Here is a 16371-nt window from a genome sequence, read left to right as displayed (position 1 = left end):
GAAGCTGCATTGTAGCAATATGTAGCTGTTTTCATTATTTGAGCGAGCACTAGCACAGATACTAACTCATAAACCATGGAGTCAAAAATGGGATACCAACATATCAAGGTACCTACTGCGGGCGAGAAAATCACCGTTAATGCGGATCTTTCCCTCAATGTACCCGATCGGCCAATTATTCCTTTTATCGAAGGTGATGGCATCGGGGCCGACATTACTCCGGTGATGATCAACGTAGTTGATGCAGCCGTTGAAAAAGCCTACTCAGGCGCCAAGAAAATCAGCTGGATGGAAATTTACACTGGCGAAAAAGCAGCAGAGCTATACGACGGTGACTGGTTCCCGGCAGAAACTCTAGATGCAATTAAAGACTATGTCGTAGGCATAAAAGGTCCTTTGACTACGCCCGTCGGCGGCGGCTTCCGTTCACTGAACGTCGCGTTGCGCCAAGAACTAGATCTTTATGTATGTCAGCGTCCAGTGCGCTGGTTTGAAGGTGTACCTTCTCCGGTTAAAGAGCCGGGCAAAACCAATATGGTTATTTTCCGCGAAAACTCAGAAGACATTTACGCGGGTATTGAGTGGAAAGCGGGCACACCAGAAGCTGATAAAGTCATCGAATTCTTACAGGAAGAGATGGGCGTTACTAAAATCCGCTTCCCGCAAGAATGTGGTATCGGTATCAAGCCGGTATCTAAAGAAGGTACCGAGCGCCTAGTTCGTAAGGCATTGCAATACACCATCGATCAAGATTTGCCGTCACTGACCATCGTACACAAAGGCAATATCATGAAGTTCACCGAAGGTGCTTTCAAGAATTGGGCATACGAACTGGCGGTCAATGAGTTTGGGGCAGAGCTGATTGATGGCGGCCCATGGGTTAAGTTTAACAACCCTAATACCGGCAAAGAAATCGTCGTTAAAGATGTTATTGCTGACGCCATGCTGCAACAGGTTTTACTGCGTCCAGACGAATACAGCGTCATTGCTACCCTTAATTTGAATGGTGACTACTTGTCTGATGCACTTGCCGCCCAGGTTGGTGGTATTGGTATCGCACCGGGTGCAAACTTGAGCGATAACATTGCCTTGTTTGAAGCTACCCACGGTACTGCACCTAAGTACACAGGCCTGGACAAGGTAAACCCAGGTTCCTTGATCCTGTCTGCTGAAATGATGCTGCGTCACATGGGTTGGAATGAAGCTGCTGACCTGATTATTGACGGTATGAACGGCGCAATCCAAGCGAAGACGGTAACCTACGATTTTGAGCGTTTGATGGAAGGTGCAACCTTGCTGAAATGTTCTGAATTCGGTGATGCTATCGTTAAGCACATGGCGTAAAGCCATTTTGCCACCGGCGCTGCCGGTGGCAAAATCTCTAAATTGGAAACTTTCTTCTTTTACTCTTCGTCTGATGCCTGAATGTTGGTCGCATGAAGTCCTTTGGGGCCTGGCTCCGCACTAAACTTCACGCTTTGTCCCGCTTTTAAGGTTTTGTAGCCTTCCATTGTAATAGCCGAATAGTGCGCAAAAACCTCATCTTCACTATTTTCTGAAACAATGAAACCGTAGCCCTTGGCGTTATTGAACCACTTTACAACACCCTGCTGCATAGCTTTTTATCCTTAATTGTCGTTATAGTTATTGTCATATTTACGCAAACTACCTTGTATTTTGCGACTTAGCCCCCATTTTTAAAACAGTCCGGCCTCTTCGTCAAGTGAAGAAGATGTAAGTCGTTAAGTTGGTGAATTTCCCTATTGCGTGGGGTTATAGTGGTGATAAGCTCAGGTAAAGCCAGTGAAAATGAACATTGATATACAAAACTCAGGTAATAAAGCCGACGAAGATCACGGTAATGGCTTAGCAATTCAAGAGGCAAAGCCTGAATTGAAGAAGCCACGCATGTATGCGGTGATCTTGTTGAACGATGATTACACTCCGATGGAGTTTGTTGTCGAAATTTTAGAGGACTTCTTTTATTTGGATCGGCAGCGCGCCACCCAAGTAATGCTTGCAGTACACACCAAAGGTAAAGGGGTGTGCGGCGTGTTTACCAAAGATATCGCGGAAACCAAAGCGGCACAGGTAAACCAGTACGCAAGAGATAATGGCCATCCGCTACTTGCTGAGATAGAAGAAAGCGATGATTGAAGTTTGTAATGTCAAAGGGCGGACGTAGTCTATGTTGAGCAAAGATCTCGAAACAACATTGAGCCAGGCATTTAAATCGGCTCGTAGTCGTCGACATGAGTTTATGACGGTTGAGCACCTGCTACTGGCTTTAGCAGACAATGAGGCTGCTGTTAAGGTGCTGCTAGCCTGCGGTGCTGATTTAACTCAGCTCAAGGGCGAGCTAAAAGAGTTTGTTGAGGCCACCACGCCGCGCATTCCTGAAGACGACGCAGAGCGCGATACGCAGCCCACACTGGGCTTTCAGCGCGTGCTTCAGCGAGCGGTATTCCATGTGCAGTCCTCCGGTAAGCAAGAGGTCACCGGCGCAAATGTGCTGGTTGCCATTTTTAGTGAGCAGGAAAGCCAAGCTGTTTACTTTTTAAAATCCCAAAATGTTAATCGTCTAGACGTCGTGAATTATATTACCCACGGCATCTCAAAAGTATCTGGCGCCGAGGGGCTTGAGCACGATCAACAGCAAGATCAAGAAGGTGAAAATGGCGATCCTGAGCAGCGCCCACTTGAAAATTTTGCCACTAACTTAAATGAAGAGGCCAAGGCGGGGCGGATTGACCCGCTGATTGGGCGTGCTGAAGAAGTCGAGCGCGTTGCGCAGATCCTTACCCGCCGACGCAAAAACAACCCTCTACTCGTTGGTGAGTCCGGCGTTGGTAAAACCGCGATCGCTGAGGGCTTGGCAAAGCGTATCGTCGATGGCGAAGTGCCCGATGTCCTTATCGGCAGCGTGGTTTATTCGTTAGATATGGGCGCATTGCTTGCCGGTACAAAATACCGCGGTGATTTTGAAAAACGCTTAAAAGGCTTACTCGCCGACCTTAAGAAGCGTGAAGGCGCCATTCTGTTCATAGATGAGATTCACACTATCATTGGTGCCGGCGCGGCCTCCGGTGGTGTGATGGATGCGTCCAATCTTTTAAAGCCGCTGCTCAGCTCTGGACAGATGCGGTGTATTGGGTCAACTACCTTCCAAGAGTATCGCGGTATTTTTGATAAGGACCGCGCGTTGAGCCGTCGCTTCCAAAAAGTCGATGTAAACGAGCCGTCAGTGGAAGATACCTTCTTAATATTGAAAGGTCTGCGCTCGCGCTTTGAAAGTCATCACGACCTCAAGTATACCGATGGCGCATTGCGCTCAGCGGCAGAGTTGTCGGCCCGCTATATCAATGATCGCTTTTTGCCTGATAAGGCAATTGATGTGATCGACGAAGCGGGTGCCTACCAGCGTCTGCAAAAACCAGAAAACAGAGTGGAAAAAATTGATATCGCGGAAGTGGAGGCGATTGTCGCTAAGATTGCGCGTATACCCCCTAAAAGCGTGTCGTCAGACGATAAAGCGTCATTGGCCAAGCTCGAAGACAATCTCAAAATGGTGGTCTTCGGTCAAGATCAAGCGGTATCGGAACTCAGTGCATCCATTAAACTTGCGCGCGCAGGTTTGAAGTCAGCAGAGAAGCCAATAGGGAGCTTCTTGCTAGCCGGCCCAACTGGTGTTGGTAAGACCGAGATTTGCCGGCAGCTAGCCAAACTGCTTGGCTTAGAGCTGATTCGTTTCGATATGTCGGAGTATATGGAGCGCCATACCGTATCTCGTCTTATTGGTGCGCCCCCAGGTTATGTTGGTTTTGATCAAGGCGGCTTGCTAACCGATTCCGTCACCAAACATCCCCACTCTGTGGTGCTGTTAGACGAGATTGAAAAGGCCCACCCTGATTTGTTTAATCTGCTCCTACAGGTCATGGATCATGGTTCTCTAACCGACAATAATGGTCGCAAGGCAGATTTCCGCAATGTGATATTTGTCATGACGACCAATGCCGGCGCTGAAAGTATGAGCCGCCGTTCAATCGGTTTTACAGAGCAGGATAATCAAACCGACTCTAGCGAGGCGATCAACCGCTTATTCACACCAGAATTCCGCAATCGCTTGGACAGTGTTATTTCCTTTGCGCCGCTGCAGTCTGACGTTATTTTAACCGTTGTCGACAAGTTCTTGGTTGAATTGCAGGCGCAGTTAGACGACAAAAAAGTGGTGCTGAATGTGGACGATGCTGCACGCCGCTGGTTAGTTGAGAATGGTTATGACAAAACCATGGGGGCGCGGCCAATGGCACGCATCATTCAGCAGCACATCAAGAAACCACTCGCTGAAATGGTTCTATTTGGCAGCCTGGAGAAATGTGGTGGGGTGGTGAGTATCACCGTCAAAGGTGATGGTCTAGCTCTAACCGCAGAAACGGTGGATGAGGAGGAGAGCCAGACCTGCGATTAAGCTAATCGCCCTTAACGGCCGCGGAAGGTAATGCGGCCTTTGGTAAGGTCATAGGGGGTCAGTTCAACCTTGACCTTATCACCCGTTAAAATCCGGATGTAATGCTTGCGCATTTTGCCTGAGATATGGGCTGTCACAACGTGGCCATTTTCTAAGCGCACACGAAAAGTGGTATTGGGCAATGTGTCAATGACTTCGCCTTCCATTTCTATCTGGTCTTCTTTCGCCATTCGGCAACTATCCTCGAAAGTCTTTAAGAATTAATGAGTGAGTAGCACTGAGGCCACTGGGGGCTGTCAAAACTGCGCGCATTTTGCCTGAATTTGCCGAGCTTGGCAATTTACATAGGGTAGTGATAAAGCAGAGTTTCACTTGGCGCTTAGTTGAGTCGAACCCAGCGACTGTTAATTAGTAGTTCTATAGGGCGGTAGTCGGTTTTATAAGCCATTTTTTGGCAGTCACGAATCCAATATCCAAGATAAACATAGGGCAAATTTAAAGATTTCGCGTGGGAAATTTGCCAAAGAATACCGTAAACACCCAGACTTCGCTTGTTTAGATCGGGGTCATAAAAGGTATAAATGGCGGATAAACCATCATCGAGTATATCGGTTACCGCAACGGCGACTAAGGCCGCCTCAGCATAAAAATGGACGTATGCTGTTGTTGCGCTACTTTCGCCTAAAAAGCTGTCGAACTGTTCGCGTGAGGGTGGAAACATATCACCATCGCGGTGGCGGCCATTTATATAACGCTCGTATAGTGGGTATGCTTGCGCTGATGGCGCTGATAAAACCTCTGTAGATAAATCTGCGTTACGATTTATTGTTCTGCGTTGGCTTCGGCTTGCCTCAAATGTCATTACTGGGACTCGACTGGCAATACACTCTTTACAGCGTTTGCAGTCAGGTCGGTAAATATGATTTCCGCTACGTCTAAAACCCCGCCGTGACAATTCGCTGTAGAGCAGGCGCGAGGGCGACATATCTGGATCAATGAATATAGTCTGCGCTTCGCGGTCACCAAAATAACTACAGGGGTGAGGGTGGGTAGCGTAAAGTTTTATTTCCTTCGAGTCGGTCATGCCTATTCCGCTAGCGTTTTTTGCCCGTAACGCCAATTCATAGTCCAGTTTGCCACGGGGTGCCCGGGGAGGTTGGTATATACGCTAAGGTGCTGCCGAAACTTTTCCCGAGAGATTTCCTGTGCGCCCATATTATCAAGGTAGTCATTTCCTACCTGACAATCAATGAGAGGATATCCCCATTCTTGAATTTGGCCGCAGAGATGTACCAGCGCTATTTTAGAGGCATTGGCCTCACGACTAAACATGGATTCGCCAAAAAATACCTGGCCAATACCCATGCCGTATAAGCCGCCTATTAACCGTTCTTCCCGCCAAACTTCTACCGAGTGCGCCCAACCCTGTTGGTGAAGGGCTCGATAGGCAGTGCGCATGTCGTCGGTGATCCAAGTGCCTGGCCGTTTTGGGCTAAGTTCTGCACAGCCATCGAGTACGTCATTAAATGCGCGATTAAAGCTGACGGAATAATCTTCGCGTCGCAAGGCTTTGCGCAAACTGCGATTAATATATACGTCTTCTGGATTTAGCACTGTTCGCGGTTCTGGGGACCACCAAAGAATCGGCTGCGATTCTTCGTACCATGGAAAAATACCCTGATGGTAGGCCGCTAATATACGATCTGTACTGAGATCACCGCCAACGGCTAGCAAGCCGTTGGGGTCATCTAAGGCGCTATCGATATCAGGGAAATCGAGCTTATCGATGTCGAGCCAAGGAATAGTCGGCATTTGATAAGCTGCAGTTTATTACGCTAGATCGTCGAGATAACGTTCAGCGTCGAGCGCCGCCATACAACCGAAACCAGCTGAGGTGACTGCTTGACGATAGATGTGGTCGGCAACATCGCCAGCAGCAAAAACACCTTCTACGCTGGTGCGGGTGGCATTGCCTTCTGTGCCACTGTGAATTTTCAGATAGCCATCTTTCATGTCTAGTTGGCCTTCAAATATATCGGTATTGGGCTTGTGTCCGATAGCTATAAACACACCGGCAAGATCAAGTTGCTGTGTGCTGCCATCTTTGGTGCTTTTGATGCGTATGCCTGTCACACCGCTGTCGTCGCCCAGGACCTCATCTAAGGTGTTATTCCACAAAATATTCACGTTGCCATTGGCTGCGCGCTCAAGCAGCTTATCTTGCAGTATTTTTTCTGAACGAAGACTGTCGCGACGGTGAACCAAGGTGACTTCCGACGCGATATTCGATAAATATAACGCCTCTTCAACAGCGGTATTGCCGCCGCCAATAACAGCAACTTTTTTGCCGCGATAAAAGAAACCGTCGCAGGTCGCACAAGCAGAAACACCTTTACCCATAAACGCTTCTTCAGAGGCGAGGCCAAGGTACTGTGCCGACGCACCTGTTGCGATAATTAAGCCATCACAGGTGTAGGTTTTGCTGCCGGTAAGTGTAAATGGCTTCTTTTTGAGATCGACCGACTCGATGTGATCGAAAATAACCTCGGTATCAAAGCGTTCGGCATGCTCTTGCATCCGCTGCATTAACTCTGGCCCTTGCACACCGTTTTGATCGCCAGGCCAGTTATCAACATCCGTTGTCGTGGTTAGCTGACCACCTTGTTGAATGCCAGTAATAACAACAGGCTTAAGGTTGGCTCGGGCAGCGTACACTGCGGCGGTGTAACCGGCGGGGCCTGAACCGAGAATAATTAGGCGGTGGTGTTGGCTGTCGCTCATAAATTTACTGTATTCCATTCAGGGGGAGTGAACTCAGTTCAATCCAAATTGACTGATATAAGGCGCATATCATAGGGGAATTCGTTATCCGCATCAAAATGTCTTCGCGGCGACAAATGCCCTGACATAGTGATAATATTGGGCCCAAATTACGATATTCAATAGGCTTGTTGCCAGCCTTAGTAAACCATTATGTTTTCTCGCGACGGCATCATAGCTTGTATGGGCTGACCGTTTAAGCGAGAAGTAACAAGGAAAATAATTTCTTTTGCCTAAACCGACAACAAAATCAGCGGCGGATAACCGTCAAATTCTGCATTTACGGCTGCGAGAGGGCCTGTTAATCGGCTTTGTCGCCGTATGCATTTATATCTTCGTATCACTTTTAACCTATAGCGGCAATGACCCCGGCTGGTCTAGAACCGGGAATGGCGATGGCGTCATGAATGCCGGCGGGCCTGTGGGTGCGTGGCTAGCAGATGTGTTTTTTGCGCTGTTTGGCTATATGGCTTATTTGTTTCCGAGCATGCTGGGGTTTAGGGCGTGGCGTTTGTTTAAGTCGCGCTACCGACCGCCGGCATTTGATTCGCTCATTTTCTCGCTGCGTATCATTGGCCTAATACTGGTCATGATATCTAGCACCGGCTTGTCTGCGAACGGCGATTTTGGCAATAGCGGCTTGCCCTTTGGGGCAGGTGGTGTTTTGGGCGACGCCGTTGGCCATGCGACCTTGGCGTCATTCAATGAATTTGGCAGCCGTTTACTGCTAATTGCGATTTTGCTATTTGGCTTAACCGTATTTACCGATTTATCGTGGATAAAACTGATGGATGCCGTGGGTGCGTTAACCCTGCGACTGTTTGATAAGGCTAGCGACGCAATCTACCACTATCGTCAAGCGCGAGCAGAGCGTAAAAAGGCAGCAACCGCAGCCAAGGAGCGTCACGAGGCGTTTACCACCAAGACCGAGATTCAGAAAACGCGTATTCCGCCGCAAATCGCGCCGCCGCCGAAACCGGTGGCGAAATCATCTCGGCCAGAAAAAGAACGTCAAACCTCGTTATTCGATGGGCCGGTAACGGGAACCTTACCGTCGTTAAGCTTGCTCGATAAAGCGATTCATAATCCGGAACGGGGGTTTTCTCCAGAAACGCTCGACGCGATGTCACGTCTACTTGAGATAAAGTTGCTCGATTTTGGGGTGTCTGCAAAGGTTGTAGCCGTGTTCCCAGGCCCCGTTATTACCCGTTTTGAACTCGAGCCAGATGCCGGTGTTAAGGTCAGTAAAATCTCTAATCTGGTGAAAGATCTGGCGCGTTCCTTGGCTGTTGTTAGCGTTCGTGTTGTCGAGGTTATTCCAGGTAAACCTTATGTGGGGATAGAGATTCCCAATGAAGATCGAGAAATTGTTAACTTCCATGATGTACTGTCATCAGAGGTTTTTGATGCCAGCAAATCACCGTTAACGCTTGCTCTGGGTCACGATATATCTGGTGAGCCGGTCTGTGCTGACCTGGGCAAAATGCCGCATCTTTTGGTCGCCGGCACCACCGGCTCGGGTAAATCAGTTGGGGTAAACGCCATGCTGATAAGCCTCCTTTACAAATCAACACCAGAAGAAGTCCGGCTGATGCTGGTCGACCCAAAGATGCTGGAACTGTCGGTATACGACGGTATTCCGCATTTATTGACCCCCGTTATCACCGACATGAAAGATGCCGCCAACGGCTTGCGCTGGTGCGTGGCAGAGATGGAGCGTCGATATAAATTAATGTCGAAAATGGGTGTTCGTAATTTGGCTGGCTTTAACCGCAAGGTCAAAGACGCCATTCTCGCTGGCGAACCGATTAAAGATCCGCTCTGGAAGCCAGAAGAGCATTATCAAGCGGGGCTAGAAGAAGCACAGGCTCCAGATTTAGAGGTTTTGCCTTCAATCGTCGTGGTTATTGACGAATTCGCCGACATGATGATGATCGTCGGTAAGAAGGTAGAAGAATTAATAGCCCGAATCGCACAAAAAGCACGGGCGGCGGGGATTCATTTGTTGCTCGCTACGCAGCGCCCCTCGGTTGACGTTATCACGGGTTTAATCAAAGCCAACGTACCGACGCGTATCGGTTTTCAGGTTTCGTCTAAGATCGACTCGCGAACCATTTTGGATCAAGGCGGCGCGGAGCAGCTTTTGGGCCACGGCGACATGCTGTATTTGCCGCCAGGTGCCGGGATTCCAATGCGGGTTCACGGCGCATTTGTGTCGGACGAAGAAGTGCATCGCGTTGTCGCTGACTGGAAGCGCCGTGGTGAGCCCCAATATATTGATGGCCTCTTAGAAGAGGGCAGCACAACCGACACAATGCCGGGAATGCCACCTGAGGGTGGTGGCGATGATGGCGAAAGTGACTCTTTATATGACGAGGCGGTGCAGTATGTGACCCAAAGCCGACGGGCCTCTATTTCCGCTGTTCAGAGGAAATTACGCATAGGCTATAATCGTGCCGCAAGATTAATTGAAACAATGGAAGCGGCTGGTGTCGTAACTGAAATGGCCAGCAATGGAAGCCGAGAAGTGCTGGCGCCACCACCACGTGATTAGAGTAAAAATGATTACTATGCGTCGATTGTTACTTTTGTTGTGCCTTTCTTTCATTCAGGTTTCTGCTAACGCCGGTGGCGATGTAGCCCAGCTTCATTTACACCTTTCCGGAGCGCAAAGCCTGAGCGCCAAATTCGTTCAGCAGGTAAAAGATGCAAGCGGTGAGTTGCTGCAGGAAAGCAAAGGCACAATTGCATTAAAACGACCTAATAATATTCACTGGGAAAGTCTTGAACCCTTTCGTTATTTGCTCGTCAGCAATGGCAAAACCGTTTGGCGATATGACGCTGATCTCGATCAATTAAACACTGACCCTTTTGACTCAGAGTTGTCGCAGACGCCGGCGATGATTATAGGCGCCTCCATCGACCAGTTAGCGGCAGACTATGACGTCAGCGTGATTAAAGGTGGCAATACGCGGGAATTCATCTTAATTCCCAAGCAGCAGGGCGCTTTTACTGAAATGCGTCTGATGTTTAATATGGGTAAGCTCATCGGTATGCGCCTGACAGATACCCTAGAGCAAACCACTCAAATTAATTTTATAGAGCCTAAATACAACGTTAAATTTGACTCTACACTTTTCGAATTTAACGAAGAAAAGGCGCGGAAGTCTTGAGCGAAGGTTTACCGGCAATACCGCTGGCAGCGCGGATGCGTCCGCAATCACTGGAATACTATCTTGGACAAGAGCACCTATTAGCAGAGGACAAGCCACTGCGCAGGGCCTTAGATTACGGTCAGCTTCACTCAATGATTTTCTGGGGACCGCCAGGCGTAGGTAAAACAACCCTTGCACAATTGATAGCACAACTCTGCGATGCCCATTTCATAAGTATTTCAGCGGTACTAGCTGGTGTAAAAGATATTCGGGCGGCAGTTGAAGAGGCGAAAAAGCAGCAATTTTTTCAACGCCAAACCATTCTGTTTATTGACGAAGTGCATCGCTTTAATAAATCTCAGCAAGATGCATTCTTGCCGTATGTAGAGGATGGCACTGTCATCTTTGTCGGCGCCACCACTGAAAACCCCTCATTTGAAATCAATAATGCGCTTTTATCGCGGGCCCGCGTTTACCAACTGCGAGCTCTCACTGACGACGCCCTTTGCGACATTATTAAACACGCTGCTGGACGCGAAGGCTGGGAGATCGACGCAAGTCAAATCAGCCGCATTGCGGCCCACGCCGACGGCGATGCAAGACGTGCGTTAAATCTCCTTGAATTAGCCGGCGATATGGTTATCAACAACGAAGGCGGCAGGGTGCTTAGCGATGATATTGTCGGCCAGGTACTTTATGGCCAGCCCCGCCGTTTTGATAAGGGCGGTGACCTTTTCTACGAACAGATATCAGCCCTGCATAAATCTGTGCGAGGCAGTTCGGCAGATGGTGCTCTGTACTGGTTTGCGCGCATGCTTGATGGCGGCTGTGAGCCTCTTTATATCGCCCGCCGATTAGTTCGCATGGCAAGTGAAGACATTGGTAATGCGGATCCACGTGCGCTGCGGATTTGCCTTGATGCCTGGGATGTCCAAGAGCGCTTGGGGAGTCCCGAGGGCGAGTTAGCCATGGCGCAGGCGGTGTGTTATTTGGCCGCGGCGCCAAAAAGTAACGCAGTTTATACGGCGTATAATGCAATTCGTCGCGATATTGCGGCTATGCCAAGCCATGACGTGCCAATGCACCTGCGCAATGCACCGACTGGAATGATGAAGACGCAGGGCTTTGGCGATGGCTACCGCTACGCCCACGATGAAGACGACGCCTACGCCGCTGGCGAGAACTACTTGCCAGAAGCTATTAAGGACAAGGTTTACTACCAGCCAGTGGAGCGCGGTTTAGAGAAAAAAATCGCCGAAAAGCTGAGGTATTTGCGTCAACTGGATGCAGCGTCACCTCAGACACGCTATCGTTGAGCCGAATGCGGTAGAATAGCGCGCGACAATTCGGAGACAACATTCGTGCAGATCTATTTCTTAATTGCCCTAGGGGGTGCCTGCGGCGCCTTAAGTCGCTACGGTGTGGGCCGCGCGGTAAATATTTATTTGGCCCAAGTGCACTGGCCATTAGGCACATTTGCGGTCAATATTGTCGGCTCTTTTACAATCGGTGCGCTCTATATTCTGATCACTGAAAAGTCGAGTTTGCACGCCGATTGGCGCTACGTTCTTATGGTGGGGTTTCTGGGAGCCTTCACCACATTCTCGACCTTTTCTTTAGAATCCGTCGCGATGTTGGAGGCTGGGAAGATCGCGATGGCATTGTTTTATATGCTCGCAACACTGACAAGCTGCGTTGTAGGTTGCTGGTTAGGCATGAGCTTGACTAGGTAGAAATATATTTAAATACAGTATGTTGGAGATTTATTTTAATGTTAGATATTAAGCAGGTCCGGCTCGACCCACAGGCAGTTGCCGGCGCGCTGAACAAAAAATATTTTGTTTTAAATATTGAGCAATTCGAGGCACTAGATGCCGTTCGCAAACAGGCAGATATCAATAGTCAAAACCTGTTGGCCGAGCGTAAAAAGGCCTCAAAACAAATTGGCGAACTAATAAAATCCGGCTTGAATATCGACGATGCCAAGGCGCAAGTGAACGACACCTTAGCGAAAATCGAAGCTGAATTGGAAGCGCTTAAACTGCAGGCGAAAGAGGCGAATGATGCCCTCGACCAGTTGCTGATGACGGTGCCAAATCTACCCGCAGACGATGTGCCAGAAGGCAAAGACGAATCAAGTAATATTGAAGTGCTTCGCTGGGGAGAGCCTAGAAATTTCGACTTTGAGATTAAAGATCATGTCGATGTAGGCGAGAATATTGGCGGCCTGGATTTTGAATCGGCCACAAAAATAACTGGCAGCCGGTTCGCGGTAATGCGCGGCGGCTTGGCTCGCATGCATCGCGCTTTAATACAGCTGATGCTAGATACCCACACCCGCGAGCACGGCTATCAAGAAGTGTATGTACCCTATATGGTCAATGCCGACTCACTGCGCGGTACGGGCCAGCTTCCCAAGTTTGAAGCCGACTTGTTTAAACTAAATGGCGACTCAGAATATTACTTGATTCCGACGGCCGAAGTTCCCGTTACCAATTTGTATCGAGACACCATTGTCGAAGCTGCGGAACTAGGAAGAGGATTGCGTTTTACCTGCCATACGCCTTGCTTTAGAAGCGAAGCTGGCAGCTACGGCCGAGATACACGGGGCATGATTCGTCAGCACCAATTTGAAAAAGTAGAACTGGTGCAACTTGTTCGTCCCGATGAGTCCGATGCGGCGCTCGAGGAACTGACCGGTCACGCCGAAGCAATTCTACAGAAGCTTAATTTGCCCTATCGTAAAGTGATCCTCTGTGGCGGTGACCTCGGTTTCTCAGCGCGTAAAACATACGATTTAGAAGTGTGGCTGCCGGGGCAAAGTGCTTACCGGGAGATTTCTTCTTGCAGTAATGTCGGCGATTTTCAGGCGCGAAGAATGTTAGCGCGCTGGCGCAATCCTGAGACCGGTAAAACTGAGTTACTACACACGTTGAATGGATCTGGTCTCGCGGTAGGCAGAACCTTAGTGGCCATACTCGAAAACTACCAACAAGCCGACGGCTCGGTCACAGTACCTGAGGCGCTGCGAGCTTATATGGGCGGAATAGAGCAGCTGCGAGCCGGTGAGCTCTGAGTAATGGAATTTCTGCCACTGTTTACAGATGTTCGAAATAAGCCCTGTTTGTTAATTGGTGGTGGTCAAGTTGCCTTGCGAAAAGCCCGTCTATTGTGTAAGGCGGGTGCAAAGTTGCGTCTTGTTGCCCACGATATATTGCCTGAGCTGTCCACCCTCTGTCTGAATACCGGTGGTGAATGTATTCGCGGCGACTACGCAGATCATCTATTAGATGATGTTTTTTTAGTCGTTGCTGCTACCGATGATCACGCGCTAAATAGCCAGGTTTCCGCCGACTGTCATCAACGCCATATTCCAGTAAATGTCGTTGATAGTCCCGATTTATGTAGTGTCATTCTGCCCGCCATCATTGACCGCTCGCCCTTAATGATCGCAGTGAGCAGCGGCGGCAAAAGTCCCGTACTTGCCCGTATGATGCGCTCGCGATTAGAGGCAAGTATTCCCGCGTCTTATGGGCGACTAACCCAATTGGTAGGTCAGTTCCGCGACGCAGTAAAAGCCCGTTTCGAGGATATTGAAGACCGCCGACATTTTTGGGAGCAAACCCTGCAGGGACCGATTGCCGAAATGGTATTTGCCGGAAATGATAAGGCTGCGGCAAATATGCTGGATGAAGCCATTAAAAAAGGCACCATCGACCCGGGTGGGGAAGTCTATTTAATTGGGGCAGGGCCGGGAGATCCCGACCTGATGACATTTAAAGCGCTGCGCTTACTGCAGCGCGCAGACGTGGTTTTATATGATCGTTTGGTTGCGCCGGCCATTGTCGATATGTGCCGCAAAGACGCCGAGCGTGTCTATGTGGGCAAGGCACGAGCAGACCACGCTGTGCCACAAAATGATATTAATAGCTTACTAGTGAAATACGCGAAAGAGGGCAAAAAAGTCGCTCGCTTAAAAGGCGGTGACCCCTTCATATTTGGCCGCGGCGGTGAAGAAATTGAAGAGCTCGCTGAGCACAAAATTCCGTTTCAAGTTGTCCCCGGCATAACCGCGGCTGCGGGTTGCGCAAGTTATGCGGGTATTCCACTTACACACCGTGACTACGCGCAATCGGTACGGTTTGTTACTGGCCATCTCAAAGATCACAGCATTAATTTGCCCTGGGAAGAATTGGTAAGGCCGTCGCAAACTGTCGTCTTTTATATGGGACTAGTTGGTTTACCGAGTATCTGCGAAAAACTCATTGAATTTGGGCGACCGCAAGACACCCCAATTGCCGTTGTGCAACAGGGAACGACACCAGATCAAAAGGTAGTGGTCGCTACGTTGGCGACGATAGTCGACGCATTAAAAAAAGAGCCGGTGCGGGCTCCGACGCTCATTATTGTGGGTGAGGTGGTCAAACTGCGTGAAAAACTCGCTTGGTATGAAAAGTACGACCTAGCCTCGCCCTCAGTTTAGCGGTACAAATTTTAAATCCTAAATAGCAAGGAGAAGGCGTGAGCGACACAATCTACGACCTATTCGTTATAGGTGCGGGTTCCGGAGGGGTTAGGGCAGCAAGGATGTCGGCGGGATTTGGTGCAAAAGTCGCCATCGCAGAGTCGCGCTACTTGGGTGGCACCTGTGTAAACGTCGGCTGCGTACCCAAAAAACTGTTTAGTTATGCAGCCCATTACGGCGAGGACTTTGCCGACGCTCGCGGCTTTGGCTGGGACAGCGTTGTGAGCGATTTAGATTGGCCGCGTCTACGGGATAACAAAACCAAGGAAATTGAACGTCTTAACGGTATTTATGGCAATTTATTGCGCAATGCCGGCGTCGAGCTCATTAATGGCCACGCCCGTTTTGTCGACGCCAATACAATCGAAGTTGACGGTGTTAGATATACCGCTAAAAACATTCTGATCGCGGTAGGCGGTTGGCCGTTTATTCCTAATATTCCCGGTCGCGAATTCGCAATCAGTTCTAATGAATTATTCTATCTAGACAAATTGCCCAAACACGCTGTTGTTGTCGGCGGCGGTTATATTGCTACCGAGTTTGCCGGCATTCTCCACGGTCTTGGTGTCGAAGTTGAACAAATCTATCGTCGCGACTTATTTCTACGTGGCTTTGATACCGAGATACGCGAGCAATTAGCCATAGAGATGAAGCAAAAAGGCATTGCGCTGCGTTTCAACGACAATGTCACTGCAATTTCTGAGCAGGGCGGTCAATATCTTCTAAGTTTAGAAAGTGGTGCGACGCTGCTTACCGATCAGGTTTTGTATGCGACGGGACGTAAACCCTTGCTTGAGGGCCTCGGTCTGGAAAATACCAAGGTTAGTCTCAACGAGCAGGGTTATATTGACGTGGATACCGGTTTTCAAACAGCGGAGCCCTCAATTTACGCCGTCGGTGATGTCACTGGTGGTATGGAATTAACCCCAGTAGCGCTCGCTGAAGGTATGAATTTGGCGAAGCGATTGTTTAAAGGGGATAACACGGTTCTCGATTACAGTTTTATCCCCACCGCTATTTTTTCACAGCCCAATCTTGCCACGGTCGGTTTTAGTGAAGAAGAGGCCCGAGAGCGCTATAGCGAGATAGCGGTGTTTACCTCGCGTTTTACCCACCTCAAACATACATTGAGCGGCAATAGCAGCAAGACGTTTTTAAAGCTTATTGTTGATAAGAAAAGTGACAAGGTCGTTGGGGCTCATATGATGGGAGACGACGCCGGTGAGATCATTCAAGGCTTGGCAGTGGCAATTAAAGCGGGGGCGACTAAAGCCGACTTCGATTCCACTATTGGTATACACCCAACAGTGGCGGAAGAGTTCGTGACGATGAGGGAAGCGACCCGCTAAACAAGGTATGCCGCTAGAAGAATTTAAATAGTCTTGCTAGCGGCATACCTCGTT

Annotated in this window: 15 protein-coding genes; 10 read left to right on the top strand and 5 right to left on the bottom strand. The window is 49.2% G+C overall.

Annotated features, from left to right (window positions below; genetic code table 11):
* The first annotated feature begins 87 nt into the window (after window positions 1-87).
* The gene (gene icd / locus KXJ70_RS11935) at window positions 88-1344 is read left to right on the top strand and encodes an NADP-dependent isocitrate dehydrogenase (RefSeq protein WP_219043741.1); all 1257 of its coding nucleotides are present in this window, start codon (window positions 88-90) and stop codon (window positions 1342-1344) included.
* A 59-nt stretch (window positions 1345-1403) separates the two neighbouring features.
* Here the strand turns inward: icd and KXJ70_RS11930 are convergent, their stop codons facing one another.
* Entirely contained in the window at window positions 1404-1616 is a 213-nt protein-coding gene (locus KXJ70_RS11930) for a cold-shock protein (RefSeq protein WP_219043740.1), read from the bottom strand.
* Between the two features lie 193 nt (window positions 1617-1809).
* Between KXJ70_RS11930 and clpS the strand changes: the two genes are divergently transcribed.
* Both clpS and clpA read left to right on the top strand, forming a co-directional pair.
* A complete protein-coding gene (gene clpS, locus KXJ70_RS11925) occupies window positions 1810-2157 on the top strand; it encodes an ATP-dependent Clp protease adapter ClpS (protein WP_219044218.1) in 348 nt (115 codons plus the stop codon).
* Window positions 2158-2188: 31 nt separating this feature from the next.
* Complete coding sequence (gene clpA, locus KXJ70_RS11920) at window positions 2189-4468, top strand: ATP-dependent Clp protease ATP-binding subunit ClpA (protein ID WP_219043739.1); 2280 nt, start codon at window positions 2189-2191, stop codon at window positions 4466-4468.
* 11 nt (window positions 4469-4479) lie between these two features.
* Here the strand turns inward: clpA and infA are convergent, their stop codons facing one another.
* The 4 genes from infA to trxB all read right to left on the bottom strand — a co-directional run bounded on the left by infA (window position 4480) and on the right by trxB (window position 7249).
* Complete coding sequence (infA, locus tag KXJ70_RS11915; protein WP_022957154.1) at window positions 4480-4698, bottom strand: translation initiation factor IF-1; 219 nt, start codon at window positions 4696-4698, stop codon at window positions 4480-4482.
* A gap of 149 nt (window positions 4699-4847) precedes the next feature.
* On the bottom strand, window positions 4848-5552 hold the full coding sequence (locus KXJ70_RS11910) for an arginyltransferase (protein WP_219043738.1): 705 nt from the start codon (window positions 5550-5552) through the stop codon (window positions 4848-4850).
* Window positions 5553-5554: 2 nt separating this feature from the next.
* Window positions 5555-6280 carry a leucyl/phenylalanyl-tRNA--protein transferase gene (gene aat, locus KXJ70_RS11905; RefSeq protein ID WP_219043737.1) on the bottom strand — a complete coding sequence of 242 codons (726 nt, stop codon included), beginning with the start codon at window positions 6278-6280 and terminating at the stop codon, window positions 5555-5557.
* An 18-nt stretch (window positions 6281-6298) separates the two neighbouring features.
* Window positions 6299-7249 (bottom strand): thioredoxin-disulfide reductase, encoded by a 951-nt coding sequence (gene trxB, locus KXJ70_RS11900; protein WP_219043736.1) that lies wholly within the window; start codon window positions 7247-7249, stop codon window positions 6299-6301.
* A 268-nt stretch (window positions 7250-7517) separates the two neighbouring features.
* On the opposite strand from trxB, the gene KXJ70_RS11895 reads away from it, so the two are divergent.
* Genes KXJ70_RS11895 through gorA form a run of 7 tightly spaced genes read left to right on the top strand, consistent with a single transcriptional unit; the run spans window position 7518 to window position 16317 of the window.
* On the top strand, window positions 7518-9842 hold the full coding sequence (locus tag KXJ70_RS11895) for a DNA translocase FtsK (RefSeq protein ID WP_219043735.1): 2325 nt from the start codon (window positions 7518-7520) through the stop codon (window positions 9840-9842).
* A 7-nt stretch (window positions 9843-9849) separates the two neighbouring features.
* Window positions 9850-10461 (top strand): outer membrane lipoprotein periplasmic chaperone LolA, encoded by a 612-nt coding sequence (lolA, locus tag KXJ70_RS11890; protein ID WP_219043734.1) that lies wholly within the window; start codon window positions 9850-9852, stop codon window positions 10459-10461.
* A gap of 35 nt (window positions 10462-10496) precedes the next feature.
* Complete coding sequence (locus KXJ70_RS11885) at window positions 10497-11759, top strand: replication-associated recombination protein A (RefSeq protein ID WP_219044217.1); 1263 nt, start codon at window positions 10497-10499, stop codon at window positions 11757-11759.
* A 45-nt stretch (window positions 11760-11804) separates the two neighbouring features.
* Window positions 11805-12176 carry a fluoride efflux transporter CrcB gene (crcB, locus tag KXJ70_RS11880; protein ID WP_219043733.1) on the top strand — a complete coding sequence of 124 codons (372 nt, stop codon included), beginning with the start codon at window positions 11805-11807 and terminating at the stop codon, window positions 12174-12176.
* A 38-nt stretch (window positions 12177-12214) separates the two neighbouring features.
* A complete protein-coding gene (gene serS, locus KXJ70_RS11875) occupies window positions 12215-13519 on the top strand; it encodes a serine--tRNA ligase (protein WP_219043732.1) in 1305 nt (434 codons plus the stop codon).
* Between the two features lie 3 nt (window positions 13520-13522).
* On the top strand, window positions 13523-14926 hold the full coding sequence (cysG, locus tag KXJ70_RS11870; RefSeq protein ID WP_219043731.1) for a siroheme synthase CysG: 1404 nt from the start codon (window positions 13523-13525) through the stop codon (window positions 14924-14926).
* A 38-nt stretch (window positions 14927-14964) separates the two neighbouring features.
* Window positions 14965-16317 (top strand): glutathione-disulfide reductase, encoded by a 1353-nt coding sequence (gene gorA, locus KXJ70_RS11865; RefSeq protein ID WP_219043730.1) that lies wholly within the window; start codon window positions 14965-14967, stop codon window positions 16315-16317.
* Window positions 16318-16371: the final 54 nt, after the last annotated feature.

The sequence above is a fragment of the Zhongshania aquimaris genome (assembly GCF_019312595.1).
GTDB classification, from domain to species: domain Bacteria; phylum Pseudomonadota; class Gammaproteobacteria; order Pseudomonadales; family Spongiibacteraceae; genus Spongiibacter; species Spongiibacter aquimaris.
The sequence above is the reverse complement of the archived record's forward strand: the minus strand, read 5'-3'. Positions and strand labels throughout refer to the sequence as shown.